This window comes from Paenibacillus pinistramenti (assembly GCF_005869875.1).
GTDB lineage: Bacteria > Bacillota > Bacilli > Paenibacillales > Paenibacillaceae > Fontibacillus > Fontibacillus pinistramenti.
On sequence record NZ_VAWG01000002.1, the window covers coordinates 314,961 to 341,842 of the forward strand.

At 51.0% G+C, this 26,882-nt stretch carries 26 protein-coding genes; 6 read left to right on the forward strand and 20 right to left on the reverse strand.

The genetic code is table 11. The annotated features are described in order from the left end of the window. Window positions 1–7: 7 nt before the first annotated feature. Complete coding sequence (locus FCN15_RS04195) at window positions 8–1,639, reverse strand: helix-turn-helix domain-containing protein (RefSeq protein ID WP_138493717.1); 1,632 nt, start codon at window positions 1,637–1,639, stop codon at window positions 8–10. Between the two features lie 204 nt (window positions 1,640–1,843). Further along, the gene (locus FCN15_RS04200; RefSeq protein WP_238996498.1) at window positions 1,844–3,058 is read right to left on the reverse strand and encodes an SGNH/GDSL hydrolase family protein; all 1,215 of its coding nucleotides are present in this window, start codon (window positions 3,056–3,058) and stop codon (window positions 1,844–1,846) included. Between the two features lie 228 nt (window positions 3,059–3,286). Here FCN15_RS04200 and FCN15_RS04205 point away from each other — a divergent pair, with 228 nt between their 5' ends. Further along, window positions 3,287–3,883 (forward strand): GNAT family N-acetyltransferase, encoded by a 597-nt coding sequence (locus FCN15_RS04205; protein WP_138493719.1) that lies wholly within the window; start codon window positions 3,287–3,289, stop codon window positions 3,881–3,883. Between the two features lie 41 nt (window positions 3,884–3,924). Here the strand turns inward: FCN15_RS04205 and FCN15_RS04210 are convergent, their stop codons facing one another. The 5 genes from FCN15_RS04210 to FCN15_RS04230 form a co-directional block, all read right to left on the reverse strand. Further along, window positions 3,925–4,881, reverse strand: a complete 957-nt coding sequence (locus FCN15_RS04210) for a GGDEF domain-containing protein (protein ID WP_138493721.1) — start codon at window positions 4,879–4,881, stop codon at window positions 3,925–3,927. A 20-nt stretch (window positions 4,882–4,901) separates the two neighbouring features. Next, a complete protein-coding gene (locus FCN15_RS04215) occupies window positions 4,902–5,756 on the reverse strand; it encodes an EAL domain-containing protein (protein WP_138493722.1) in 855 nt (284 codons plus the stop codon). Window positions 5,757–5,962: 206 nt separating this feature from the next. Then, on the reverse strand, window positions 5,963–6,628 hold the full coding sequence (gene fsa, locus FCN15_RS04220; protein WP_068694937.1) for a fructose-6-phosphate aldolase: 666 nt from the start codon (window positions 6,626–6,628) through the stop codon (window positions 5,963–5,965). A 253-nt stretch (window positions 6,629–6,881) separates the two neighbouring features. After that, entirely contained in the window at window positions 6,882–7,556 is a 675-nt protein-coding gene (locus FCN15_RS04225; protein WP_138493724.1) for an SGNH/GDSL hydrolase family protein, read from the reverse strand. 190 nt (window positions 7,557–7,746) lie between these two features. After that, window positions 7,747–8,685 carry an aldo/keto reductase family protein gene (locus tag FCN15_RS04230; RefSeq protein WP_138493726.1) on the reverse strand — a complete coding sequence of 313 codons (939 nt, stop codon included), beginning with the start codon at window positions 8,683–8,685 and terminating at the stop codon, window positions 7,747–7,749. A 133-nt stretch (window positions 8,686–8,818) separates the two neighbouring features. On the opposite strand from FCN15_RS04230, the gene FCN15_RS04235 reads away from it, so the two are divergent. After that, the gene (locus FCN15_RS04235) at window positions 8,819–9,187 is read left to right on the forward strand and encodes a winged helix-turn-helix transcriptional regulator (RefSeq protein ID WP_138493728.1); all 369 of its coding nucleotides are present in this window, start codon (window positions 8,819–8,821) and stop codon (window positions 9,185–9,187) included. Between the two features lie 82 nt (window positions 9,188–9,269). Here FCN15_RS04235 and FCN15_RS04240 read toward each other — a convergent pair whose 3' ends face one another. The 8 genes from FCN15_RS04240 to FCN15_RS04275 form a co-directional block, all read right to left on the reverse strand. Then, window positions 9,270–10,538, reverse strand: coding sequence for an alkaline phosphatase (locus FCN15_RS04240; protein ID WP_138493730.1), 1,269 nt, complete (start codon window positions 10,536–10,538; stop codon window positions 9,270–9,272). Window positions 10,539–10,731: 193 nt separating this feature from the next. Beyond that, window positions 10,732–11,640: an aldo/keto reductase gene (locus tag FCN15_RS04245; RefSeq protein ID WP_138493732.1), complete on the reverse strand. Its 909-nt coding sequence runs from the start codon at window positions 11,638–11,640 to the stop codon at window positions 10,732–10,734. Window positions 11,641–11,706: 66 nt separating this feature from the next. Continuing rightward, window positions 11,707–12,354 carry a TVP38/TMEM64 family protein gene (locus FCN15_RS04250; RefSeq protein ID WP_138493734.1) on the reverse strand — a complete coding sequence of 216 codons (648 nt, stop codon included), beginning with the start codon at window positions 12,352–12,354 and terminating at the stop codon, window positions 11,707–11,709. Window positions 12,355–12,542: 188 nt separating this feature from the next. Continuing rightward, window positions 12,543–13,682 carry a zinc-dependent alcohol dehydrogenase gene (locus FCN15_RS04255; protein WP_138493736.1) on the reverse strand — a complete coding sequence of 380 codons (1,140 nt, stop codon included), beginning with the start codon at window positions 13,680–13,682 and terminating at the stop codon, window positions 12,543–12,545. 104 nt (window positions 13,683–13,786) lie between these two features. Further along, window positions 13,787–14,254, reverse strand: coding sequence for a hypothetical protein (locus tag FCN15_RS04260; RefSeq protein WP_138494020.1), 468 nt, complete (start codon window positions 14,252–14,254; stop codon window positions 13,787–13,789). Between the two features lie 105 nt (window positions 14,255–14,359). Then, a complete protein-coding gene (locus tag FCN15_RS04265) occupies window positions 14,360–15,442 on the reverse strand; it encodes an AI-2E family transporter (protein WP_203232077.1) in 1,083 nt (360 codons plus the stop codon). Between the two features lie 46 nt (window positions 15,443–15,488). Further along, the gene (locus FCN15_RS04270; protein WP_138493738.1) at window positions 15,489–15,758 is read right to left on the reverse strand and encodes a hypothetical protein; all 270 of its coding nucleotides are present in this window, start codon (window positions 15,756–15,758) and stop codon (window positions 15,489–15,491) included. 1 nt (window position 15,759) lies between these two features. Next, on the reverse strand, window positions 15,760–18,588 hold the full coding sequence (locus tag FCN15_RS04275; protein ID WP_138493740.1) for a CHASE3 domain-containing protein: 2,829 nt from the start codon (window positions 18,586–18,588) through the stop codon (window positions 15,760–15,762). A gap of 167 nt (window positions 18,589–18,755) precedes the next feature. On the opposite strand from FCN15_RS04275, the gene FCN15_RS04280 reads away from it, so the two are divergent. Both FCN15_RS04280 and FCN15_RS04285 read left to right on the forward strand, forming a co-directional pair. Next, complete coding sequence (locus tag FCN15_RS04280) at window positions 18,756–19,301, forward strand: PadR family transcriptional regulator (RefSeq protein WP_162515285.1); 546 nt, start codon at window positions 18,756–18,758, stop codon at window positions 19,299–19,301. Between the two features lie 70 nt (window positions 19,302–19,371). After that, on the forward strand, window positions 19,372–20,604 hold the full coding sequence (locus tag FCN15_RS04285; protein ID WP_138493743.1) for an aminopeptidase: 1,233 nt from the start codon (window positions 19,372–19,374) through the stop codon (window positions 20,602–20,604). 104 nt (window positions 20,605–20,708) lie between these two features. Here the strand turns inward: FCN15_RS04285 and FCN15_RS04290 are convergent, their stop codons facing one another. Further along, the gene (locus FCN15_RS04290) at window positions 20,709–21,944 is read right to left on the reverse strand and encodes an MFS transporter (RefSeq protein WP_138493745.1); all 1,236 of its coding nucleotides are present in this window, start codon (window positions 21,942–21,944) and stop codon (window positions 20,709–20,711) included. Window positions 21,945–22,102: 158 nt separating this feature from the next. Here FCN15_RS04290 and FCN15_RS04295 point away from each other — a divergent pair, with 158 nt between their 5' ends. Next, window positions 22,103–22,690, forward strand: a complete 588-nt coding sequence (locus FCN15_RS04295; RefSeq protein ID WP_138493746.1) for a TraR/DksA C4-type zinc finger protein — start codon at window positions 22,103–22,105, stop codon at window positions 22,688–22,690. A gap of 265 nt (window positions 22,691–22,955) precedes the next feature. Here the strand turns inward: FCN15_RS04295 and FCN15_RS04300 are convergent, their stop codons facing one another. From FCN15_RS04300 to FCN15_RS04310, 3 genes are all read right to left on the reverse strand, one after another. Next, window positions 22,956–24,275 (reverse strand): hemolysin family protein, encoded by a 1,320-nt coding sequence (locus tag FCN15_RS04300; protein ID WP_138493747.1) that lies wholly within the window; start codon window positions 24,273–24,275, stop codon window positions 22,956–22,958. Window positions 24,276–24,555: 280 nt separating this feature from the next. Next, window positions 24,556–24,984 carry a spore coat protein GerQ gene (gene gerQ, locus FCN15_RS04305; protein ID WP_138493748.1) on the reverse strand — a complete coding sequence of 143 codons (429 nt, stop codon included), beginning with the start codon at window positions 24,982–24,984 and terminating at the stop codon, window positions 24,556–24,558. A 72-nt stretch (window positions 24,985–25,056) separates the two neighbouring features. Next, on the reverse strand, window positions 25,057–25,479 hold the full coding sequence (locus FCN15_RS04310) for a cell wall hydrolase (RefSeq protein ID WP_138493749.1): 423 nt from the start codon (window positions 25,477–25,479) through the stop codon (window positions 25,057–25,059). Window positions 25,480–25,719: 240 nt separating this feature from the next. Here FCN15_RS04310 and FCN15_RS04315 point away from each other — a divergent pair, with 240 nt between their 5' ends. Beyond that, window positions 25,720–26,304 (forward strand): P-loop nucleotide/nucleoside kinase family protein, encoded by a 585-nt coding sequence (locus FCN15_RS04315; RefSeq protein WP_238996499.1) that lies wholly within the window; start codon window positions 25,720–25,722, stop codon window positions 26,302–26,304. Between the two features lie 110 nt (window positions 26,305–26,414). Here the strand turns inward: FCN15_RS04315 and FCN15_RS04320 are convergent, their stop codons facing one another. Then, window positions 26,415–26,873, reverse strand: coding sequence for a MarR family winged helix-turn-helix transcriptional regulator (locus FCN15_RS04320; RefSeq protein ID WP_138493751.1), 459 nt, complete (start codon window positions 26,871–26,873; stop codon window positions 26,415–26,417). Between the last annotated feature and the right edge of the window lie 9 nt (window positions 26,874–26,882).

The following is a 26,882-nucleotide window of genomic DNA, read 5'->3' on the forward strand; positions in this document are numbered from 1 at the left end:
TCCGTTTTTAATCTGGACTATCTTCCGTCAGCATGCCGGTGATACGATCAACGATGCGCTCATGCGCTGCCGGTGAATATTCAAACCATAGATCGGACGAGAGAAGGTGAACGCGCTTCTGCCGGACAGCCTCCAAGGCCTGCCAGTCTGCTGAATGCTGCAGCTCTGACCAATACTTTAGGGTCTCTGTCTCCTGTCTTATCAGCACAAGCAGCCTGCTGGCGTTAATGGCCTGAAGCTTGCTCAGGCTCACCTTCTCATCAAACAGGGGCTCCGGGCGCTGATAGGCTGGCTGCACGTTCAAGTCCCCATACAGCACCTCGGCAACCGACCGATTGCTGTAGACATGGATTTCGCGGCCAAAGATTCTCAGCACGAGCATGCGCTCCTCTTTCAGGGTATGCTTCAGCAAGGATTTAGCGGTTCGCGCCTTCCTCTCATAGCTGCCAAGCCAATGCTCGGCTTCCGGCCTTTCATCAAGCATCTCTCCAAGCTGGAGAAGCTGTTCCCTCCACCCTATGGAATACGGAGAGATCCCGTAGGCAGGCGCGAGCTGCTCAAGCCTCTCCCGCTCAGCCGGACTTATCCCGGCTTTATAGAGGATAAGCTCAGGCTCGGCTTGTGCCAGCAGCCCCAGATTGGACGCCCAATGCTGGTTATTCCGGTAGGCGCTGAGGTGTACGGCAACATCTTCTCTGATGCTGTCATAGTAATGGGCTGTCCATTTGGGGTGCAGCGGAGCAGCATAGGGAATGAGCTGAAGGGCGAGCAGATACCCGGCTGAAGCAGCATCGCAGCAAGCAATTTTCCGCCTTCTGCTCTTGACGTATTGGCTGGGGCTCACACCGGTCAGCATCTTGAACTTTCTGCTGAAGTAGAACTCATCCTGATAGCCGACTGCGGCTGCAATCTCCCTCAATTTGCGCGGGCGAACGGCAGATCTCGCCAGCAGCTGCCTGGCCTCCTTCATCCTGACCGAGGTCAGATACTCGATGGCGCTGAGTCCAAAGGTCTTCTTGAACTGCTCAACGAAATAATTGGGGCTTAAGTTAGCAATCTGGGCAAGGCGCTCGATGTTCAAACTGGACCGATAATGGAGGTCTATGTATGCCTTCGTTTCATTCAGTGCCGAGCCGGGATTACGGGCCGTATTCTGGTGCGCCAGCAGGTGAAGCAGCAGTCTCTGAAATAGAATCTGGGCCTCATACCGTTCCAGCGGCTGCACGCTTTCCGCTTTGTCTGAAATATCAGCGATCCATGCATAAGCCGGGTCCGTCCGATTCAAGGTTAAAGGCTGCTGTACAAATAGAGGATCGGCTTCACTGAGCAGTTGAAGAGTCTCTCTTCCAGATAACCCGTATTCATAGATTTGAAAATTCAGCACATAAAGCCTCAGCTGGCCTTTAAAAATCTCGGTTATCTGATAGACTCGTTTCGGTGCACAGAGATAGAGCTGATTCGGTTCCAGATCATACTCCTCCCGCTCCATCGACAGCCGGCCGGTTCCCTTCATGACGGCGAAGAGCACGTAGCTGTCCGTAAAGAGCCTGGCCGACTCCCAGGCCGCAATATCCTCAATCCGTTTCACGGATTCCAGCCGCGGCATCCACCGGTCCGGTGCTGTCTTGGTTTTAGTCATCTCCGCATCCCTCCTCTGCAGAATTTACCTGCGAGTCTCTGTCTTTTCCTATATGAGAATAATTCTCAGTAGACTAGATGTCAATCCGGTGCTCATCGGGGCACAGTACCATTCCCTGCTATTCTACGCTAAGCCACTCCATTACACGGCACGCAAAAAAAGCCCTGAACCATAAGCGGCTCAAGGCTTTGAAGTTGAAGTGATTTATTCGATTCTGCCAGCTCTATACCATTTCAAAAAAGCTTCCGCAACCGCAGCCCCGGCTGCTCCATTTGGATGAGGATCAAATTCATTGCTCATATATTTAGCTTGAATGCGGTGATCCTCCGGTTTCGCGCAGGACAACGTGTCCCCAACGTTAAACACTCTGTCCGCCCCGGCCGGCGGTTCATTCAGAATCCGCTCATTAATGGAACGCCACTCTTTCTCTCTGTTCTCGGCGAAATTAAACGGGGGAACAGTGCTCAGCATAATCTTCATGTCCGGGTTAAAGGCTTTAACTCTGCTGATAATGGTCGTCAAGTCCTCCCAAAGCTCATCGGCGGAACGTTCACCGATATCAAGATCATTGACGCCGAGCATCATAAGCATCTCATCCGCGAACTTTGCCTTATAGAGCCAAGGACTGTTCTCCGCTGCGGCATCATAAGCCCTTCCCCAGCCGGATCCGATGTTCCAGACCCCGTAATCCGGGCCAAGTTCCGCACTGATGCGTGCTGCCCAGTACTCATAGGCATCTTTAGCTGTCCGGACGCCTTGAGTAATCGAGTCCCCCAGCATGATCAGGTTTCTGGCTTCAGGACGGGAGCAGCCGATCAAGCTCGGCAGTACAAGAATCTTTGCCGAGTGCTGAAATCCTTCTGCGGAAGCTTGGTCTGCCAGCGTCCCAGGCGCGTCATATGCCGAGGCCAGCAAATCTTCCACGTTATAAGGGAAGGATTTGCCAGGCTCAGGCGATGTCAGGGTCCAGCTGAACACCAGGTAATGCCCCTCTTCGAGGTCTACGGTCACCTCATCACTGCTGAATTTCTCTCCGGGCTCCACCTCTTTGCTTCCTGACCCGCCAAAGGTAACAGGATACAGCTTCGCAGGATCAAGTGTGCCATCCGGCTCCAGGCCGCCGTCCCCGATATAGGCGGCTTCTATCCGCCATCTTCCCCCAGGCTCTCCTCCGGCAGCGTCCTGGCCTTTGTCCCAGGTCGAATCCACTGCATTGCTGTGCCACAAACGCAGCTTCAGCCTGCCGCTTGCTTGAGCTCGAATGTAAGCCCGGTAAGTATGGGTAAACGGCTCCTGCCGATTCATAATAAAATTCGCCGCCGTAGATAAAGCCGTAACCGAGACATAACCGTCTTGGATCGGCATGGTCTCTTCCGCAGGCATCCGGCTGCTGTGCTGTATACTGTCATTGTGGTTCATTCGCAAGGCCTCCTGGCGCAGAAAAATGGAAACCGGGGACTGCTCCCCGGTTCAATTACTTTCATTATACTGGCAGATGCCCAGTGAAACTTGGATAATCACGCTGCTTTCTTGTACTTTTTTGATCTGAACAAGAATGCTGCCTGGCCGTGCGGCCAAATTGTCTTATAGCCAATCCGGTATGATAAAATAGGAATGGACTTTGTGAACAAGCTGGAGGAATTGCATATGGATATGTCTTTTACAACATTGACGGAGTGGAATCAGCAGGAGTGGGAGAAGCTTAAGCCCATTTATAAGGAGGCTTTCCCGCACGGAGCCAAGCCGGAATCCATTCTCCGCAGCATGCTTGGCAGAGGAATCGCCACCTTGCACGGCGGTTTTATCGGGGATGAAGCTGCAGCCATGGCCGTAACGGGACTCAGCGGGCCGCAGGAAGCACGGAATCTCATTCTGGATTACATGGCTGTCCGGAAGGATCTGCGCGGCCAGGGCTTCGGCTCCCTCTTCCTCCGGCAGATTCGCGGCTGGGCGGTTCAGAAGCACGCAGTTAAAGCGATCATTATTGAAGCTGAAGCTGAGGACAGTGACATCAACCGGGCCCGCTTAAGCTTCTGGGAGCGCAGCGGGTTTATCTCAACAGCCTATGTACACACCTACATTTGGGTTCCCGAGCCGTACCGTGCGCTGGCCCTTCCGCTTGATCCCGAATTTGAGGTTAAGGATGAGGGACAATCCTTATTCCGCTCTATTACAGCCTTTCATGAGAAGGCCTACCGGAATACTTTTTCCAACACCGGAAAATCAGACATCCGTCCTGAATAATTCATCTTACCGCCACCTCGTACCCGTGTTTATCGTAGAGCTTAAGGCCGGAATGATTCCAGTCTGCTATCTGCATAGCTGACGCTGCCGGGATGCGCCTTGCATACCTTCTTAATCCGGGTGGCGTTATCTACTATTTCATCCATATGCTTGAAAGAACCAAACCGGTTGGTCACTACCGCTATAGAGATTGAGGTTAACGGCATTTGAACGTAGTCTCCGTTCCGCGCTTCCCCCATCACATACTGATTGTTCCAGTCTTCTTCATTGTAGAACAGCTGCTTCAGCTTCTCGAATTCTCCGATGACCTGGCGGCACCTCGGCTCAAAATCATGGTGATTTAGAATAGCAATGAAGTCATCTCCGCCAATGTGGCCCAAAAAATCTTCTGCAAAATGCTTGCGCAGCAAGCCCGCTGTGGCCTGGATCAGCTGATCCCCCAGCTTAAAGCCGTAGCTGTCATTATAGGTCTTGAAATGATCCAAATCTATGTATAAGACGCTGAAGCATTCCTGCCCAACCGACTGGTTAAGCCGGTCATCAATAATGCGGTTTCCTGGCAGCCCCGTTAACGGATTTAGAAAAATCGCCATCTCCGCGCGAAGATCCGCAACTGCAAGCAGCAAATTCCGGATACTCACCGCACCATGGAGCTGCCCTTCCCGAGTGACAAGCACCCCGTCATACAGTTCCTCGTTGCTCCGGTTCATCGCCTGAATACTGACATCTGTAATTGCTTCATCATAATCGACAACCAGCGGCTGTGTGTGGATGACCAGACGAACCGGCCTGCCCATATAGAGATTGTAGCCATACTGCGTCCCGATCTGCTGATAGAAGCGGGAACGCATGAGGAGCTGCGGGTGTCCGTCCTTGTCTGCAATGGCTACCCCTTCCAGCTTCGGATCCTGCTTAAACAAGCTGTTAACAACACCGCATTGGGTGTCAGGCGTTACTAAAGGAATTCCTTCTGAAATTTCGCCGATTTTTGTGAACATCTTCTCATCCCCTCTCGCGCTTAAGACAAGGATAATGGCCGATACTGGAGTTCGGCTGCCGGTCTTCCCAAAGCATATCCTTGGCCGAATTCGATGCCTTGATCACGCAGGTAAGAAATCTCATGCTGGCTTTCAAGTCCTTCCGCAATAATATGAGTGCCGGAGGCAGCTGCGAATTCCTGAAGAAGCTTCACCACATGCTGCTGGTTAGGCTGAACGTGGACGCCGCGGATGATGGACTTATCCAGCTTAATGAATTCAGGCTTTAAGCTCACAATGGCTTTGAGCCCGTTATATCCCGACCCCGCATCGTCGATTGCAATCCGGAACCCCTGGGACCGGTAATGGGACAGCACCCGTTCAAACGCTTCATAATCCTGCAGGGCCTGACGCTCTGTTAATTCAAATACGATCTGCTCAGGTCCAAATCCAAACCGGGACAGCAGCTGCAGGGTTTCTCCGCTTCGGTAGTTGGAGTCTGACAGCACTTCGGGGTGAACATTCAGAAAAATAACCGCAGGCTGTTTATTCTCCAGCCCGGCTGCCTTCTTGAAGCGCTCCAGCGAAAGCTCACGGCAGAATTGTTCAAAAGCAAACACATGGTCTGTGCATCCGATAAAGTCATAGAAGGACTCGGTATTTGGAAAGAAAGAACTAACCGGCGGGCGGTTCAGCACTTCAAATCCCAGACAGGCATCGGTTTGCAGGTTAAAGATGGGCTGAAAGACCGTGCTTAACGTTCTCGTCCGGATAATCCTCTGAAGCTCATTAAAACGCTTGTAAGAAACAAATGAATGACGTGTGATGTGATAGAAGAAGGTCATGTAGTTATACAGACCGCTTTTATCCCTTGAGGGAAGGAGCGGCTTTTTCATTTACAGCTTCACCCTTTATTCATGAGAGATGCGAGTCCTGTGCGTATGTCCCTGGCTCTTTAGTCCCATCGTATCATTCTGCAAGTGGACAAGCGTTAAGCGAATGTTAATGTTATGTAAAATAAATCAAAACCGCACTTTTCCATGAAAAAAGCACTGCGTTTGCAACGCAGTGCTCGTCAAGCCTATCCGAATGGAAGGCTCTATTATTTTACGGCTTTGCTCCAGTCAGCAGCAAATTTAGCCAGACCTTGCTCAGTCAGAGGGTGTTTAGTCAATTGGTCAATAACGCTGAATGGAATAGTGGCGATATGCGCACCAGCCAATGCTACGCGGGTAACGTGGTCAGGGTGGCGAACGGAAGCCGCAATGATTTGAGTATCCAGGTTGTGAACACGGAACAGTTCAGCGATCTTAGCAACCAGTTGAACACCGTCTTCGGAGATGTCGTCCAGACGACCGAGGAACGGAGAAACGTAAGTTGCGCCTGCACGTGCAGCCAGCAAAGCCTGGTTCACAGTGAAGATCAAAGTTACGTTTGTCTTAACGCCTTGTTTAGTCAAAGCGCGGCAAGCTTCCAGACCAGCCAAAGTCATTGGCAGTTTGATGGTGATGTTCTTGTCGCCATTGTTGATCTTGATCAGCTCTTGAGCTTGAGCAATCATATCTTCAGCAGATTCAGCATCCGGTGTAACTTCAGCGGAAACGGATTCCACTTCAGGAACAGCCTGCAAAATTTCTGCGATGCGGTCTTCAAATTTAACGCCTTCCTTAACAACCAGGGAAGGGTTTGTTGTTACGCCGGAGAGAACACCAAGCTTGTAAGCTTTTTTGATGTCGTCCAGATTGGCAGTATCGATGAAAAATTTCATTTTCGGTAACCTCCACAAAATTTAATTAATTAACTTTTGAAAGTTTCTTTCACAAGTATACTCCCGCACTTTGGAGAGGTCAATTTGCAAAATCCTCACATGTTACAGAATTTCGACAAATACAGCTTTAAAACCGCTGATTGGAGACAAACCTCCTTGATTTCGCCCGAATACGATTCTTTTTCCATAAAAAATGGTGATTGCTTGGTTGCTTTATCCATTTTAAACGCTATAAACCGATATTATTGTGCATTTAATCGTTCAAAATGCCGCTCGCAGTCACAGCTTCCAGCCATTGCTCGGCCAGAAGGTCATGCGCGGCTGCAGTCGGATGCACCCCGTCCCACAGCCAATAAGAAGCTTCAGCCCTTTGCTCGGCTTCATCCAGAACGTGCTGAAACGGCACAAATACAGCGCCAAATTCACCGGCAAGCGTCCGCACCACCTGCTGATAATGCCGAATCCGGGCCTGCCACTCTTCCCAATGCTCCGCTGGAGCTCCGGTATTCAGAATAAACGGTTCGCACAGCACGAGCTTCGTGTCCGGCAGAACCTCTGCGGTTTCTTCCAGCACATGGCGGAAAGCGCGTTCAAACCGGTCCGTCAAGCCGCGCTCCTCTGCACGGAGTGTCCTGATGATATCATTGACGCCAGCCAAGATGCTCAAAATATCCGGTTTGAGGGCGATCGTGTCTTCATTCCATCTTCCATACAAATCGGACATCCGGTCTCCGCTTACCCCGCGGTTATAGAATACCGGCTTCTTCTCTGCCCACAGATTCCCCAGCTTGGCTGAAATGAGATAAGCATACCCGTGACCCAGCCAGTGGTTCGGATCATCGTTGCGGCTGCGCCCTCCATCGGTTATGGAATCCCCCTGAAACAAAATGATCTTCCCTTGCCGGGTTTGCAAATCCTTGTCTCCCATCTTTCATCCTCCCAACCTATTTCCTATTAGCCGGGCTCACTGCCGCCCCTCGCTCTGCTTCCTCTTCTTTATACCGGAATTTTCCGTTCTTGGCACTACTTTTTGGCCAAACCTTAAGAAAGCCGCCCCGGTTACCCGGGAACGGCCTTCTTGATAGGCGAATTATAAGCGAATAGTAAGCAAAACTCCGTTATTTCAAAATTTCTTCAATGCGTTCCAGCACATCTGCGCTGAGCTCAATACCCGAAGCCTTGGCGTTCTCGGTGACCTGCTCCGGACGGCTGGCGCCTACGAGCGCACTCGCTACGTTGTCGTTGCGCAGAATCCAGGCAAGGGCCAGGTTGCCCACAGAAACGCCCAGCTCTCTGGCAACTTCCTCCAGCTGGCGGACTTTGGCAATTTTCTCTTCTGTAATGCCCTTGCGCATCCAATCCAGTTTAGCGGCCCGGCTGTCTTGAGGAATGTCGGAAGCCGAGGTGTATTTGCCTGTCAGCAGGCCCTGCGCAAGCGGAGAGAACACCACTTGGCCGATGCCGGAGCGTGCGCTGAGCGGCATGACTTCTTTTTCAATATAGCGCTCAAACATATTATAGATCGGCTGGTTGACTACGATGCGGTCCAGCAGATAACGGTCTGCAACACCCAGCGCTTCAGCGATTTGGGAGGCCTGCCATTCACTTACGCCTACATACAGCACTTTGCCCTGGCGCACCAGGTCATCAATCGCACGCAGCGTTTCATACAAAGGCGTCTCCGGATCGTGACGATGGCAGTAGAAAATATCCACATAATCATGACCGAGACGCTTCAGACTGGCGTTTACCTGTTCGGTGACATGCTTGCGGGACAATCCGCGGTCATTCGGACCTTCGCCCATCGGCCAGAAAGCCTTGGTTGCGAGCACATAAGATTCGCGCGGATAAGCTTTAAGCGCCTTGCCTACCAGCTCCTCGGCCGCACCCTTCTCGTACACATTCGCTGTATCAAAGAAATTGATTCCCAAATCATAAGCTGTTTTGATTGAGTTGACGGCATTTTCACGCTCTACATAACCGCCATATGTAAGCCAGCTTCCCAAGCTGATTTCACTAACCTTAAGTCCACTTCCGCCTAATCTCCGGTATTTCATTTCCTGTACCTCCATTATGTGATGTGACTATTATGTCCCTTTCCATTCTATATAACTTCATATATCATTTAAAGAAGTGAAAACTTGTTCACTTAATTATATCCAGGATAGCTACTATACTTAAGTATAGCGAATGCTTCAAATAGGAGGAGAGCCTGTGACCACAGCCAAAAAGGCAAGCAGCTACATTCCCAAAAACCCCGTACATATTGAATGCAACATTGAAAAAACATTAGACGTTCTGGGCGGAAAATGGGCCTTTCTCGTCATCCGTGAGCTCTTCTGCGGCAAACTCCGCTTCGGCGAGCTGCAGCGCCGGATTCCAAATGTCAGCCCCCGCGCATTGACCAGCACCCTTCGTCATCTTGAAGAACAGGGTGTGCTCGAACGCGAAGTATTCCCGACCGTTCCTGTTACGGTAGAATATTCACTCACGCCGAAGGGCCACGATCTGCATGTCATCTGTCATGAAATGAAGCTGTGGGCCGCCCGCTGGACGTAGCAGATTGCCTGGCAGTTCTCAGTTCTGTATAAAAATAATAAAGGCCCCCGGGAAACCGGGGGCCTTATGCAGCTGTACAGGCTTATTTCTTGTTCAAGCCCATCGCCATCAATAATTTATTGAAAATCTCGGTATTTTCATACATACCCGAGAACAAGACCGCATTTTTGCCCATAGCCGTTACTGGTACATCAACCGCCGTGTGTCCGGAAGTCGTCCAGTCCACCATAAACTGCTCGTCTGATCCCACGATGCTGAATGGGCCGTCTTCCATGGAGATTCCGTCGCCGGATTCGTCCTCAGTGTCACTAGCCGGTTCAATGGAGAATCCGCCTGTTTCATGGTCAGCCAGCACCAATACAAGCGTATCCGGATGCTCTTTCGCAAAATCCTTGGCTACCTGCACCGCTTTATCAAGCTCCTGGCCGGCTTTAATCGTCAGCTTGGCATTATTATTGTGCGCCATTTCGTCCGTCCCTTCCTCTTCTACCATCAGGAAGAAGCCTTTGTCGTTCTGGGACAGGGTATCAATCGCTTTCTGAGTCATATCCGCCAAAGGAACAATCGGGTTATAAAGGTCGCCTTTGCCTTCTTCGTTCTGCTGGAACATTTCCTCATTGGCGAACAGCCCCAGCAGCTTGCTTCCCTGAGCTTTATCCATTTCGTCTTTGCTCGTCACGTAGCTGTAGCCAAGCTCTTTCGCCTTATCAACCAGGTTGCCCTGCGTTCCCTTGCTCTTCTCGGATGGATCTTCAGCCGTTTCATCCGGGAAAGCGCCTTGGCTGCCTGCCGGGAACCAGAAATCTTCACCGCCGCCGAGAATAACGTCCAGCTTGCTGTCATTCAAATACTGCAGCGCAATATCGCTTTGCGCCGAACGGTTCTCAACATGGGCGCCGAATGCCGCACCCGTTGCGTCTGTCACTTGGCTGGTCGTTACTACGCCGGTAGACAGGCCGGAGGCCTTTGCCGTTTCCATAATCGTTTGAACCGAATGCTTGTCGGCATCCATGCCGATTGCCCCGTTGTAGGTTTTGACGCCGCTGGCATAAGCTGTAGCAGAAGCTGCAGAATCCGTTACAGGCACTGTGGAGCTGGTGTGAATCAAGCCGGAGTAAGGCATATCGTTCATGGCAAGGTCGCCTTTAAGGCCGACAGTAGATAGACGTATGGCATCACGCTGTGCCGCTCCCATGCCGTCACCCACAAACAAAATCACGTTCTTCGCTTTCGGAGTATCTGCCTGCACACTGTTTGAAGCTTTCGGAATGGCAAAACCCGAGATCGTCAGCGCGGCAACCGCGGTTAACGCTGCAGTTCTGGTGAGGCGGCTTTTCTGAATCCGTTTCATGTAATACCCTCCTAATATGAGTAATTTCTCCAGAACTAGAATAGAACCCATAGATTATGAGAATGTATCTTTTATGTAAAAAGAAAATAAATTTTACCAATCCTCTGCTCCCGGAGAATAGAACATGCTGATAATCGGATAAAAAAAGAACCGCCATAAGCGGTCCGCTGACTATCCATAGTCCATTATCTGATTATCTGTGCTGGGTATATTGATTGGCATGGCTGATCCGCCGAATGTCGGCCAAGGTCTCTTCGCTGAGCGGCGGAATCCCGGCTGTGCCGGCATTCTCCTTCAGCTGTTCAAGCGAGCTGGCCCCTGCGATGGCGGAGGCCACAGCCGGCGCTGACAAGCTGTAGCGGATCGCCAGCTGGCTGAGCGTGCACTTCCCTGCGGCCATATCCGACAGCTTGCCGCGGAGCTCGAGCAGCTCGTCTTTGGCGTAGTCGAGATAACCCTTCTCCGCTTTGCGTTCTCCGCCGGCAGCCAGATTGCCGCTGGCCACAGGCCCGCGGGCAATTACGCTGATCCCGCGCTGCTCCAGCAGCGGCAATATCTCTTCCTCTGCGCGGCGGTCGAGAATGCTGTACTGGTTCATGACGGTGACGATGGAAGAGCGTGAGGCGTACTCCCTCACGACATTCGGCCGGATTGAGGAGATTCCGTACTGACGGATAACCCCTTCCTTTTTCAACTGCTCAAAAGCCTCGATGGTCTCGTCGATCGGGTCCTCAAGCGTTCCGCCATGAAGCTGATACAGATCAATATAGTCGGTTTGAAGCCTGCGCAGGCTCTCCTTAACAGCTGACAGAATGTAAGCTTTGGAAGCATCCCAAACCCAGCCTTCCTGTCCGGGATAGCGGCGGTTGCCGACTTTGGTGGCGATGATAACGTCCTGCCTCCGGCCTTTGACAGCCTTGCCGACAATCTCTTCGTTAAGTCCCCCGTCGTATAAATCCGCTGTATCCAGCAGATTGATTCCATAATCAAGAGCCTTATGAATAAGCCGGACGCCGGTCTGCTCCTCCGTGCCGATGGACATACAGCCGAAGCCGATTTCTGAAACGAACAGATCCGAGTTCCCAAGCTGATTTTTTCTCATCGTATCCCTCCTCATATCCCTCTTCTTCAAGATGTCCCGGACATTCATCAATTCATTGTGTGACGCTTATGCCGTGTGATTGGTGGAAGGAGGCTCTTGTTCAGCGCCTCGGCCTGCTCCGCCCTTGTGCTTCACGAACAGCAGCTGCTGGCACATGAACACGATCAGAAGCACGGCGCAGAAGGCGATATAGATGCCAATAAGCAGACCCACATTTATTTCAGGCATAAAAACTGCCGATCCCAGAATGCCAATGAGACCGATATAGGACAGCATGCCCCAGACGCAGGACCAGCAGTATTTTCCAAAGCTTATCGAAGAAACCGATGCCATCAGGCAGATCAAATTATTCGGCATAACAGGCAAAGTGCGCAGCACAATAATCGCCCAGACGCCGTAATGATCGGTATATTTCTGCCATTTCTCATACCGCTTCATCTTCTTGAGCCATTTCCGTTTAATCCAGTCGGATAAAAATCTTTCACAGACCACGTACACGACGATCGTGCCCAATGTCCCCATCACCCAGCTCGCCAGAAGACCTTCTGCCAGGCCGATGGCTGAGATGTTAAGCATGATCAGGGCCGCGAAAGGATAAAGGCCGACAAAGGCCTGAATAAGGGCCAAAGGAATTGTTACCAGCAGAATGGAATAACCGTTCAACTGCAGGGACTGAATGATCCAGTCTATAAATTCCTCGGGGTAGTTCTCCATAAGCATCCCGCTCCAAGTATAGGCTTTATCAGGTTACGTACTGATCCATCATAACTCAAAAACAGCAATTTTGATATATGTGCCAGATTCTACAAGTCCGCCATACAACCAGAAGAACCGCCTGGGAGCATTCCCGGGCGGCATCTCAGCAATTCCGCGATTGCGGCTTCCAGCATGTGACCAGGCGGTTAAGGCTTCAAAATGACTTTGATGCAGTCCTCTTCCTTGTTATCAAAAATATCATAACCTCGCTCAGCCTGCTCCAGATCGAGGCGGTGTGTAATAATATCCGTCGGGTCAATTTTCCCCTGCTTAATCTGCTGATAAAGCTCTGGAATAAGATGGATGACCGGTGCCTGTCCCATTTTCAGGCTGATGTTTCGTTCAAACAGGTGTCCAAACGGAAACATATTATATTTCAGTCCGTATACGCCTGTAACCTGAATGGTGCCGAATTTCCGGACAACCTTGGAGGCAAGCTCGAATGCGGACAGTGATCCCCCTTGGAGCATCAGGGTGGTTTCTATTTTCTCCATCACGGATTTCTTGGCGTCCAGGCCGACACAATCAATAACGACATCGGCGCCTCCGCGCGTGAGCTCGATCAGATGATCCGCAAAGCCTGCGCCAAACTCCTCGAAATTGTACGCTTCCACATTGTTCGTTCTCTTGGCATGCTCAAGCCGGTACGGGATATGATCCACCGCTATAACCCGTTTAGCGCCCTTCTGCCAGGCAAACTTCTGGGCCAGCAGTCCAACCGGTCCGCATCCAAGAATGATGACGGTATCCCCGGGCTTCACCCCGCCGCTGATGACGCTCCAGTATGCGGTCGGCAGAATGTCCGACAGGAACAGAAGCTTCTCGTCTTCCATCTCCGCATCTTCCGGAATGACGAAAGGCATAAAGTTGCCGTAAGGAACCCGCAGCAGCTCAGCCTGCCCGCCCATAAAGCCGCCGTAGCTGTCCGAATACCCCAGGTAGCCTCCCGTATCTTTGGCATCGTTAGCGTTATCGCATTGGCTCTCCATCTGATTCTTGCAGAAGAAGCATTCGCCGCAGGACACGTTAAAGGGAATGATAACCCGGTCGCCTTTCTTAACATGCGTAACTTCCGGACCAGCCTCCTCCACAATGCCCATCGGTTCGTGGCCAACGATATAATCATCGTGCATCCCCGGAATTTCCCCATTATAGATATGAAGATCAGAGCCGCAAATCGCTGTACTGGTAATCTTGACCAGCACGTCCTGCTTCGTTTCCAGCTTCGGGTCCGCTACTTCTTTCACTTTCATCTTCCGTTTGCCTTGATAGGTTACTGCCCTCATGCGCTCGCTCCTTTGCCGGATCTAATGGATTTAATAAGCACTCATGAATAGATTACCCACTCTAAGCAAAATAAAAAGCCGATCAGTGACTGATCGGCCTTCATTCAAATCCGGTAAACTTTAATTCCATAGCTGGATTGTGCCCGGTCCACGTACGGCCCCTTGGCCAGACAGGAGAAAGACAAATGGCTGTTCCGCAGACAGAGCAGCTTGTCCCCGGGCTTCAATCCCCATTGTTTCAAAGTTTCGAGCGGCAGGGTCAGGTTATGATCACTCTGCAGCATTGCCCAGCAGAATAACCGTTCTTTGAACTCGATGATGCTTCCCTCATTAATGGAGTAGCTCTGCAGTTCAGGAAGATTCGCGAATACGGCAGCAAGCGGAGAATTGGGGATGAGCTCCTTGCATACTACATTAAACCCGCTGGACGTATTCCTTCCGGACATGAGAATAATAGGGCCCGGAGCAATACCGTATTCCTGAAGAGCCTGCTCCGGCAAATGAAGGGAGCCGTCTCGGCCGATCAGGCTCCAAGCATAAATAAACTTGCCGCCTTTAGCAGTCATTGACATCATATCGCCTCCCGGTAGTATAGAGATCTCGAAGTAAGTATCTCCATCATCCCCCATACCGCAAAGAGCAGATATGACATCGGTCACTCCTGACAAATGAACTGTCTAATCGACAAATTCCTCGACCTTGCCGGCTAGAAAAATCCGGTAAACGCGGATAACAATCACTTTAACAATCATATAGAGAGGAATCGCAAGCAGCATCCCCAGAATACCGGCCACTTCACCTGCAATCAGGATAAGGACAACGGTCGTCAGCGGATGAATATTAATCGTTCTCCCATACACATAAGGAGCAATCAAATTGCTTTCAATCTGCTGGGATACAAAGATAATCACGATAACCCACATCACCATGCCCGGCGACTCCGTAAGAGCGACAATCACGCAGGGAATGGCACCGAGCAGCGGACCAAAGTATGGAATAAAGTTAAACACGGCACAGATAATGGACAGCATCAAGGGGTAAGGAAGCCCGATGATCACGAATCCGATAAAGCAGAGAACGCCGAGCAGAAAGCTGCTGATCATGCGCCCGGCAATAAATCCGCTCAGGGCGCTGTCAATTTCTTCCGTAACCTGCTTCCCGTCCTTCCGGTATTTGGAAGGGATAATACGGACAAGCGCGTTCGCCATCCTGCCGTCCTCTTTAAGCATATAATACAGGACGATCGGAGCGGTCCCGACAACAATCATAAATCCGCTCAGGAACGAAAAGATCTGCGACAGGTAGCCGCTGATCGTCTCCAGCAGCTGATTCAGGTATTCTGTAATCCGGCTGGTCAGCTGGGGGTTGCCGCTGTTAAACATCAAGAAATACTTGCTCTTCTGAATTTCATTCATCTGCGCGGTCAATCCGTTAATCAGGCTCGGAACATTTTCTATAAACTCCTGAATTTGATTGCGCAGGGGCGGCCAGACCACCAGGAAGAAGAGCGTCAGCAGCAGTGCAATCACCAGATAAATCAGCAGCACAGACACGACCCGGTTCACTATCCTTCTGTCGAGCAGATGAACGACCGGACGCAGCAGATAATAGAGAAAGACCGAGACGCTGACCGGTACAATCAGAATCGAAACCAGCGTGACAAGCGGGTTAAAGACGAAGCTGATCTTATGAAGCAGATACACAATTGTCAGCACCATGATAATGCCTAGAGATGTTTTGAAAAAAGTATTTTGCGGCAAGCCTATTCCCCCTCGTTAACCAACCAAGGCCAGGCAACACCTCTGGCTACAGCTCTGGATCAGAATCTAAAGCTGCGTCCAGCAGGTTGTCGAAAGCCTCATCGCTTTCCTCTATGAACGCATCCACCGCAAGGAGCTTGTCTTCATCCCCCGGTTCTGCATGAAAATGAAGGCTGTAATCCCAATCGCGCCCGTTCTTACTGTAAAATGTAATCTCATAAGGCTGGGCATGTCCTTCGACTTCAAATACGGTTTTACCCAGGAACGCTCCTTCCGAATCCTTGCCGATCTGCGATGCTTTGATGATTATATCCATGTTAATGATTCTCCTTCGTGTTCATTAGAATACTTGAGTTATCTAGAATACTTGAATCAGCTAGAATACTTGAATTAGCTTTCTCCATCCAGAACTGCATAATGCGCAGCACCTGCTGGATATCCAGCGGTTTGCTGATATAATCCGAAGCCCCTGCGGCCAGACATTTGTCCCTGTCCTCCTTCATGGCTTTCGCGGTCAGTGCAATAATCGGAAGCTCCGTAAAGCCAAGTGTCGACCGGATCTCCCGGATCGCCTGGTAGCCGTCCATCTCCGGCATCATGATATCCATCAGAACAATATCAACATGTTCCTGGGAGACCGCATCCAGGCTTTCGTAGCCGTTCTGGGCAATGAGCACTTTCATTCTGAGCTTCTCCAGAAAGCTGGTCAGCGCATAGACGTTGCGAATATCGTCATCAACGATGAGGACAGTTTTCTGCTCAAACAGGCCCGCCTGCACCGCAGCCTCAGAATCAGCCGCGAACGTTTCACTATTGGATTCTGCCGCAGCAGCTGCTTCAGTCTGAGCGATAGAAGTCTGAGTGATAAAAATCGGCTCCGGACGCTCTGAGAACCGGTTGTTCTCGGCTGCCAGGTCCTTCCCTTCCTTCTCTCCGGCCGGCGGCAGCGGCAGATAAAAGGTAAAGGCGCTGCCGGCTCCCGGCTCGCTGTCCAGGGTGATGAACCCGCCGAGCAGCCGGGCAAGCTGAAGGGAGATCGACAGTCCGAGTCCTGTGCCGCCATACCGGCGCGAAGTGCTGCCTTCTGCCTGGCGGAAGGCTTCAAAGATAATCTCCTGCTTGTCTTTCGAAATGCCGGTCCCCGTATCCCGGACGGTAAAGGCTAACAAATCAACGGGAGTTCCGAGCTGCGGAACAAGCAGTCCGTTCACCTGCTCCACCGACAGCAAGACCTCGCCTTTCTCGGTGAATTTGAATGCATTGGACAGCAGGTTCTTCAGAATTTGCTGGATCCGCATGGAATCCGTCCTGATCATGTCCGGCACTCCCTCATTCCAGTGAAGGGTGAAGGTGAGATTTTTCAACTGGGCCGTCTTCTCGAACTGGAGATAGAGCACATCCAGCACTTCTCTGACGGAGACGTCCATCAGCTCCAGATCCATCTGCCCCGCCTCTACTTTGGACAGATCGAGAATATCATTGATCAGGTGCAGCAAATCCTGTCCGGATGAATGAATGACGGCCGCGTAATTCTCCTCTTCGTTCGTCAGGCTTCCGTTCTGATTCTCCGCTAGAAGCTGGGACAAGATCAGCATGCTGTTCAGAGGCGTCCGCAGCTCATGAGACATATTCGCCAGGAACTCGGACTTGAAATTTGAACTCTTCTCAAGCTCCCGCGCGAACTTCTCCAGCTCTTGGGCCGAATGCTCGGCAATGGCTTTCTGGGACTCCAGCCGTTCGTTGAGATTATACATCTCTTCAGCCTGCATCATGAGCTCTTCGGTCTGCGATTGAAGCTCCTCTGCCTGCGACTGCAGTTCCTCTGTCTGGACCTGCAGCTCCTCATTGACGGCCAGGGATTCCCTGTACAGCTGGTCAAGCTCCATTTTTATCGTAATTGAATGGATGGAAGAGCCGGCGACGTTCAGGAGTTCATCCAGGAACTTCAGCCTGCTGTCTGAAAGCTCCTCCATGGTCCCGAATTCCAATACGGATACAACTTCGTTCTCAAACAGTACAGGTACAGCAGCCAAATGCAGAGGAGTTACGCTCCCGAAGCCGGACTTCAGCGTGAGCCGGTCCGAAGGGATGGAACGCACCAGAACTCTTGACTTGCTTGCGGCACATTGTCCAACCAGCCCTTCCCCTTCTCTAAATGTCCCGGGCAGGGCCTCCTTGTCCGTATTGTAAGAAGCAATCAGGGTAAATTCGCTGCGATCCTTGGAAGACAGGTACAGCGCAGCTACCGGAAGCTCCATCATTTTTGCCAGTTTGTCCAGCAGAATATTTCCAAGCTCTTCAGCCGAAGTTAAATTCTGCAGACTAAGCGCGGTGTTCTTGAGCTGCTCCTTTCGCCAGTTATCACTCTCGACACTGCTTAACAGTTCATTGGTCACTGCAGCAAGGGTGAAAAATTCATCCCTGGACTTGACGGCAACCCTTCTCGTCAGATTCCCGCCTGTTCCGATGTCACGGATCGCGCCCGTCACTTGTTTAATGGCGTTAACTATATTATTAGAGACGGTAAGGGCTGTAATGACTGCTATCCCGGTCAAGAGGATCCAGAGCAGCAAAATAAAGTTAACCAGTTTGCGGTTGCCTTCCGCCAATGCGGCTGCCCGGCTGCTCGTCGCGCTCTGTTCCACGGCCCGGAAATCGTCAAAATCCTGGCGGATCTGATCAATGATCGGTTTGCCGGGATCGTTATTGAAAAAGGTCTGCAGAGCATCATCATTGTTCTGCCGCTTATATGCAATACTTGTGTTGCCTGCCGTCTCGATCCAGTTTGAAATCTCCTGCTCAATTTTAGCAAGGCTGTTTAGCTGGGCCGGTTCCTTGGATACGAGGCTCTTCACATTGTCCATCGTTGTCTTCCAGGTGTCCATGGCATTGTTATAGGGCTCAAGGTAAGCCTCATTGCCGGTTAGAATAAATCCCCGCTGGGCAGTCTCCATATCCAGAACGAGCTTCTCGATCGTATGGGTCTGATTCTGAACCGCAATGTCGTGATCACTGACATAATCAGTTTCCTTCTGCAGGTCATCCAGCCTGTATGAGACGGCAAGCAGAAGCAGGCCCAGACATACCACAATCAGAATGTAGCCGGACAAGATTTTACTGCGGATATTCCATATTTTTCGAATCAATCCTGTCTACCTCCATGTAACGAATCGTGAATTTTTGATCAAAAATGGCATTCTGCTCACATAAGAAGAGATTTGTGTGGTAATTTTAAGATATGTCTTGCTTTATACTATCATTTTTTGCACAGACAGGCATTTGTTTTGATAAAAAGAAAGGGAGTAATTCTTTCATGAACGGACTTAGTTATGCGCTGCTTGCTATGCTTGTCAGAAAGCCCTGCTCAGGTTATGAACTGGCAAAAATGATGGAAGTGTTCTGGCAGGCCAAACACAGTCAGATCTATCCTCTGCTTGCCAAGCTTGAAGATCAAAGCCTTCTGACCTCTGAAAATGTGGAACAAACCGGTAAACCCAACAAGAAAATTTACTATATCACTGACACCGGCCGGGACATCCTGAAGACTTGGGCGTCCAAGCCCCCTGCCCTGCCCGTTACCCGAGATGAATTCCTGATCAAGGCCTATGCGTTATCCCTGTCCAATCTTCAGATGGCTGAACGTCTGTTCCATGACCGGATCGCCTACTATCAGCACAGCAGCGAGGCGCGCAGGCAAAAAATCGCTGGCATTATCGAAGAGTGCGGCGGTAAAGTCCCGCAGTTTGGCGAGCTTCAGTTCGGCCGTTATATCGTGCATAACCGCAAGCTTAGAATGGAAGAAGAAGAGATTGCGTGGTGCAACTGGGTGCTCGGTTTGCTTGGCCTGCCAGCGAAATAATTTTTTGGTTTTCAGATTTAATTCCTGTACAATAAGTACGTATTGATTTGGAGAATGGAGGAAATAACCCATGGCTGATTTTATGCAAAAGTTAGAAAAATACGCAGAGCTCGCCGTCAAGGTCGGCGTAAATGTCCAGCCCGGACAGACGCTGGTCGTTAATGCCACATTAGATTCTGCAGAACTTACCCGCCTGATCGTCAAGAAAGCGTATGAAAGAGGCGCGCGTCTGGTCAAAGTGAACTGGAGCGACGATACCGTAACCCGCCTGAGATATGATATGGCCGCAGATGAGTCCTTCCAGGACGAACCGAAATGGTATGCAGGCGAGATGCTGGAGCTCGTGGAGAACGGCGCAGCAGTGCTGCATGTAATCTCTTCCGACCCGGATCTGCTGAAGGGCGTTAACCATGAAAGAATTACCAACCTGCAGAAGGTGACGGGGAAAGCGATGAGCAAATACCGCCAATACCAGCAGGCTGACAAATTCAGCTGGTCGATCGTAGCCGTCCCTTCCAAAGCCTGGGCAGCCAAAGTGTTCCCTGACGTTCCGGAAGCCGAACAAATCGGGAAGCTGTGGGACGCGATCTTCCATACGACGCGGATTGACCGTGAAGACACGTTTGAGGCATGGGATGAGCATATCCGGACCTTGAACGACAAGTCAGAATACCTGAACGGCAAGAAGTTCAAAAAACTTCATTACATAGCTCCGGGCACCGATCTGACCATCGAGCTGCCTGAAGGCCACCTCTGGGTAGCAGCGGACAGCATCAACCAGAAGGGCCACACCTTCCTGGCGAATCTGCCTACGGAAGAGGTCTTTACGGCTCCGCTCAAAACCGGCGTGAACGGCAAAGTGTCCAGCACGAAGCCGCTCAGCTACAGCGGAAATATTATCGATGAATTCACAATTACGTTCAAGAACGGACGAATTACGGATGTTGCCGCCAAACAAGGCGAAGAAGTGCTGAAGCAGCTCGTGTCCCTGGATGAAGGCGCACATTATCTGGGCGAAGTGGCGCTTGTGCCGCACAACTCTCCGATTTCCGAATCGAACATTTTGTTCTATAACACCTTGTTCGACGAGAACGCATCCAATCACCTGGCGATCGGCAGCGCCTATGCGTTTAACCTTAAAGGCGGCAAGGAAATGAACCAGGAGCAGCTCGAGCAGAGCGGCCTGAACACCAGCATCACTCATGTCGACTTTATGATCGGCTCCGGTGAAATGGACATTTTCGGCATCGCGGAGGATGGCACGGAGATTCAAATATTCAAACAGGGAAGCTGGGCGATCTAACCTTCTTCTCTTCTATCTTCTCCTGTAAGTGATTCATACCTGTGATTTATATCTATGAAAAATAACAACAAGCGGGCTCCTCCCTCAGAGGAACCCGCTTGTTGTTATTTTGTCGTAGTTAGCAGCTTGGGCTTCTCTAACCGATTGATCAATACAATAACCAGACTGAGAACCAGCATCAAGGCCAGAACGCCCGCCAGCAGCCACCCGGAGAATCGGGCGCCCTGCTCATCCATGCTGTTCCCCAGCAGAAGCGGCAGTACTGCACCCCCTACCCCGCCTGATGCGATGAGGAGGCTTGGCGTTGTTTCCTCGCTGCCGGGAAGCAGCCGGGTAGCATAAACAAGCGATATCGAGAATATGCCGGATAAGAACAAGCCAATGACAAGAATAGTTCCAAACAGCAAAGCTTCATGCTGAACCAGGGTAAATAACGCCATAAATATAAGAGCTACCACGATACCTGAAACGATGTATTTGGCAAACCCAATCCGCTGAGCGAGCACTCCGGCGTAAATTCTGCCTGCAGACATCGCAATCCAGAAAGCCGTAACGCCATAGGCGGCTGAAGCTTCGCTGCTGCCGGTCTTCTCGATCAGCATGGACGGCAGAAAGTTCACAAAGCCCATTTCTGTTCCGACGTATAGGAAGAAGAATAAGACGAATACAATCAGCAGCAGCGCTCTTGGCCCGGAATATAAGGCAAGCCAAGAAGATTTTGGCTGTGAGGAGGATGTTTGCAGAGCAGCAATCTCCCCGTTATTATCCCCTGCCGGGCGCTTGTCTATCTTCTCCTGAAGCGCGCCGAACCGGCTGCTGAACCAGACCACAATCATCGCGAGCGAGAACATGGAGATGATCAGGAAGGCATACCTCCAGCTGTCCGAACGGATCAGCCAGCCGGAGATCAGCGGCATCAGCAGGGCGCCGACTCCAAAAGCCACCTCTATCCGGCTCATGGCCATAGCCGCCTGATCGGCTGCTGCCGCGATGATTAGCGTTCCAATTACCGCTTCAATCATCCCGAAGCCAAATCCGGCAAAGGCCCCGATCACGTACATCCAGTGCCAGGCCGGAAGGAAGGTGTAAGCCAGCTCCGCTGCGAACAAGAACACCATGGCAAGCAGCAGGGCCTTCCGGTTCCCCATCCTCCCGATCAGCCACGGGGACACCAGCACCCCGATAAGGAAGCCGGCAAACTGCGCAAATATGAGAGTGCCCCCTGCCGTATAGTCTTGATCGTAATGCTCCAGCAGGACAGGCATAATCGAACCGATAATGACATGCGCGAATCCGATAAGCAAATAAGAAAGTCCGCTGATCCAAATTAATTTCCTCATCATTCTGCTCCTTTGGTTTGTGTACTTTCTTGATGAAATCGATAACATTTCACTTCACACATTGTACACGAAATGGAGCCTTTGCGTCATTCTCCCTTTTAACCGGGTAAGAAAGTACGAGATAAGAAAGTAAAGAGCCAAGCTGAGGAGGAATGAACATGAAGCATTTAACCGAACAACAGCTGGATAAGCTGAAACATAGCCTGCTGGAAATGAAGAGCGATCTGGAAGAGCATTTTAAAGAGGATAACGGCTCGGGGCTAGGCGAATCCTTAAGGCTGTCAACAGGTGATCTCAGCACCGCTGATAATCATCCTGCCGATGAGGGAACCGAAACCTTCGAACGGAGCCGCGATCTGGCAATTGATGAGAATCTGCAGCATCAGCTGGACCAGGTTAACGAAGCGCTGCGCCGCATGGAGACCGGCCAATACGGCATTGATGAAATTTCCGGTGAAGAAATTCCTTACGAGCGGCTTGAAGCCCTTCCTTACACCACATTTACCATAGACAATTCGCCTGAACAGCGGGTTCCGGATTCGCGGCCGGTGGAAGAGGAAGTGATGACGCTCCCGCCTTCCGGAGCGGGCCAGCACCGGCAGCAGGATGCCGGGCGGTTCGATGACGCAAGCGCCTGGAAGACACTCGAGAGCTACGGCAACTCAGATTCCCCCGCAATGTCCGCTAAACGGAATGTGAAGAGCTATAATGACATGGCGTCCGATACGACTCCCGATGAAGATTAGGCTTTGACAGCACAAACGCGCCCTGATTAGAACTCCAGGGCGCGTTTGTGTGTTCCGGGGGCCAAATCCCTATATCAACGGAATTGGCCGGCCCGTTTTTATTTCTATACCTTTTCATATCTACGTTCCAGTTATACCTCATGTATTAGTGCATTGTATATAACTTAATTATACCAATAGCAGGCCGTCAGCCGGCCGTTTCCAGCTTTTCGGAATTCCCGGAATTCGCGGAATCCCCGAACCCCCGGTACTGCTGTATAGTGCATCAAGCGCCCGCTTCCTCAAGCGGTAAAAACTGCTGTTTGAGCAGTCTGACGCGCGAAATTCTCTTGTCGTCGGTCTCCTCAATCGTGAACAAATAGCCGTCAAATTCGGCCGTTTGCCCTATTTTTGGAGGGAGGGCATCTATTCGCGCATACAGCCAGCCGCCAATCGTGTCGTAGTCCTCTGAATCCATTCCCAGATGAAACCGCTCATTGACCGATTCAATCAGCATCAAACCATCAATGGAATAAACGTCTTCTTCAATCTGCTCAATTGCCGGACGTTCTTCATCAAATTCATCCTGAATTTCGCCTACGATTTGCTCCATAATGTCTTCGAGCGTGACTAATCCTGATGTACCTCCGTACTCATCTATCAGGATTGCGATTTGCGTTTTGCTCTTCTGCATGCGTTTCATCAGATCGCTGATCGAAATCGATTCTGGCACGGCCAGGATCGGGCGGAGCAATTCCCGCAGATCATTGCAGTCCGAACGCAGCATATCCTTGATATGAATAAAGCCAATAATGTTATCTTTATCCGTATCACAAAGCGGGTATCGCGTTCTCATGCCGCCGATCGAAATATCGATATTTTCCTGCAGCGAATTATTCATGTATAAACAGATCATTTCAGTGCGGGGGATCATAATCTCCCGTGCCGTAGTTGCCGCAAAATCAAAAATGTTGTCAACCAGCTTCATTTCGGCGCTGTCGATCAGGCCGCTTTCACTGCTCTCTTTCATCATGATCCGGATTTCTTCCTCCGTATGCAGATAGTCCTGCTCGCTTGCAGGTCTGACCCGCAGCAGGCTCAGCAGTCTATTGGCAAGGCCGTTGACAATCCAGATTAAAGGGTACATCACTTTATAAAATACTTTCATCGGCTTAGCCGACAGCAGCGTCACTTCGTCTGCCATCCGGACTGCGATGGTTTTGGGGGCAAGCTCGCCAAGAACGATATGGAGAACCGCGATAAATAAGAAAGCCAGTGTAAAGGAAACGCCGTAGGTCCAGCCCTGCTTCCAGCCAAAATTATCGAACAAGGGCTGCAAAAAGGATGCGACGATCGGCTGCCCGACCCAGCCCAGACCAAGAGACGCCAGTGTAATGCCAAGCTGACAGGCGGACAAGTATCCGTCCAGCTGGTTGATGATGCTTCTGGCCGCAGACGCGTTTCTTCGTCCTTCTTCAACAAGCGTATCAATCCGCCCGCCTCGAATTTTGACAAGCGCGTATTCGGCTGATACGAAAAATCCATTCAAAACGACCAATATAAAAATCAGTCCCAAATGCCATATACTCGGTAAAGGGTCACTCAATACGTAGTCCTACTCCCGCACGTGCAGGCGGTGAATAGGAGCACCTCCTTCGCGGATTGAAATGTAAATCATATGCGCAGACAGCTGTAGGCTTAAGCGTCAACTTCCCAACGGTTTCACCCCCCCTTATTTCTGAAAGTTGTGACATGCTTTTTCATAATCTTAATTTTCATTATATATTTATACACTACACAGTCAAACCCTGTAATAGTACTGTTTTTCGCATGTAACCGAAAGAACCTCCCCCATAAGCGGAGAAGGTTCGTCATATTGCGCCTTTTTAAGCGCGTCTCGTCCCGGTTGGAGGATTGCCGATTACACCCGGATAAGTATAAACAAGCGGCTGGTCAAAGGTAGCATAGTCAAGGTTGACCATCAGCAGAATCACACGCTGCCCTGTTGCCGGATCGCTGATGATGATGTGGTCGCGCCCCGCTGCCTCAAGTACGCCTTTGAAAATCTTCGCGTTCCACTGGCTGTTATTCTCATAAGTCATATAGAAGGTGCCGATCTTGCCCAGGTTTAGTCGCAGAATATTCTCAATGTAAGATTGCTCGAAGACCGGCTGCGGAGAGGTGACTACAGTTCCTCCAGGCGTAATTGGGCTTCCGCTCAGGGAAGGCGGGTTCATGCCTGCCTGCGGCTGGGCCATCATTCCATTTTGCCCGTTTCCATAAGGATGTACCGGACGGTATGTCGGATTAAACATTTGTTTATTTCCTCCTTAATAGTTAAGTATCTGCTGAATCGCCATGCATACTACTGGTGCCAGGTGAAGCGCCTAATACACGGAAGGGCAATCCTCCGCCGTCGGGGCAAAGAAGCAGTGCGCTTTGTATCTGCCGATATTTTGCTGGTTAAACCAGGTGGCTGGACAGTCGCCTGTCGGCCGGAAAAACCATAGGGCGTTAGTCGCCGGCCAGGTTCTTTCGCCGTTAATCGCCCGTCTGGCCAAACGGATATCCCGATCGCGCGCCCTTTGATAGAAGTAGCCCTTGCTGGTCGACTCGTATCCCCCGGGCGATTGAAAGACCATCTGATTCATCGTCCGGATTCCCTTAAAATCGAGACAGTTGCTCAGAATACGGTTGACCCCAACGTTGCCTACCATCAGCATTCCCGGATCCAGATCCTCCTCTGCTTCCGCCCGCATCAGCCGGGCCAGCAGTTTAACGTCTTCTGAGTTAGCTTTAATGACTGCCAAGACGTTTCCTCCTTCAAATCCTAGTCGATTTATCGTATGTGCGGATGCCTATCCACGTTACTGTTTTTGGTAAAAATTTATGGGCAGCAGCCTGCCGGCGAGTTAGCATACACGGCTTTGTGTGGCAGTTAGCCTGATTCTTATGGTTCGCCTGATTCTTATATATGATAAATTAAGATAAGTAAGGCAGCCTGCAAGAAACGGACAAGCTAAACAGACAAGCTAATGGAGGAAATCACAATGGTCAAACTTGTTTTCTTTCTGGGTCCTGCCGGCGCTGGCAAAACTACTTTGGCTAAAGCGGTGTGTGCCCGGAGCAAAGCGGCCTTTCTGGACATGGATATCCTGCTCAGGCCAGCCGCTGATGCCATTATGACGCTGCACGGCCTGGATCCTGCAGACCGGGATTCTGCGGAATACAAGCGGCTCTGCCGGGATTTGGGGTACCGGATAACGATGGATGCTGCGCTCGATAATCTGGGGATTGGTGTCGATGTCTTTGTCGTAGGTCCCTTCACGAAGGAGACCTCAGACCCGGGCTGGATCAGCAGCGAGCTGGCACGAATCGGGCTGACGCTTGCTGATGTTGAGGTCAAGGTGGTATTTGTGAAGCTTGCCGGCGAAGCGCTGTACCGCTCACGGATTGAAGCCAGGCAGTCGGTGCTTGATGAATGGAAGCTGTCCCACTGGGAGGAGTTCCGCAGGTCGCTCGGCAGCCGGACAATCGCATGGCCGATCCCGCATACGAACGTGCTGACCGTCGACAATTCTGACCCGGATCTCCGGGAAGCAGCCGCGGCAATTGAAAGGTTTATTTACAGCTGATAAGTAGGATTAACAGCCCAGAAGCAAGGACCCTGCCCCTTCGTCAGAAAGGATAGGGTCCTTCTTATTGTCCGGTAATGCCCGGTAATGTCCGGTTATGTCCGGTAATGCTATTTCTCTTGCCCGGGCGGCAGGCTTTCTTCAGACTCACGATTCATACTTTCATATACTTTAAGAAGCAGGCTCAGAAGCTGCTCCTGTTCGTGTTCTGTCAAGTCCCGGCTGAGCCGGTCGTTGGATTCTTTCAAAATCGCACTCAGCACCGGCGCAAACTCCCTGCCCTTGGCGGTAGGGTACAGCCGGTAGGAACGGCGGTCCTTCTCATCCACCTTTCGTTCGATGTAGCCTGCTTCCTCAAGCTGCCTTACAGAGCGGGTTGTGGTGGCTTTATCAAATTTCAAATCGGTTGTCAGTTCCTCCTGGGTCAGGCCCGGATTGTGCAGGATGACTTTTAAATAGCTGTGCACACCGCCCCCGCCAATCCCGTATTCTTTCAGCCGGCCTGCGAGTCTGCGCTGATTCATGCGGTTAATGAGGGATAGTAGTTTCCCTAAAGATGGCTGTCTCATATAGGCACC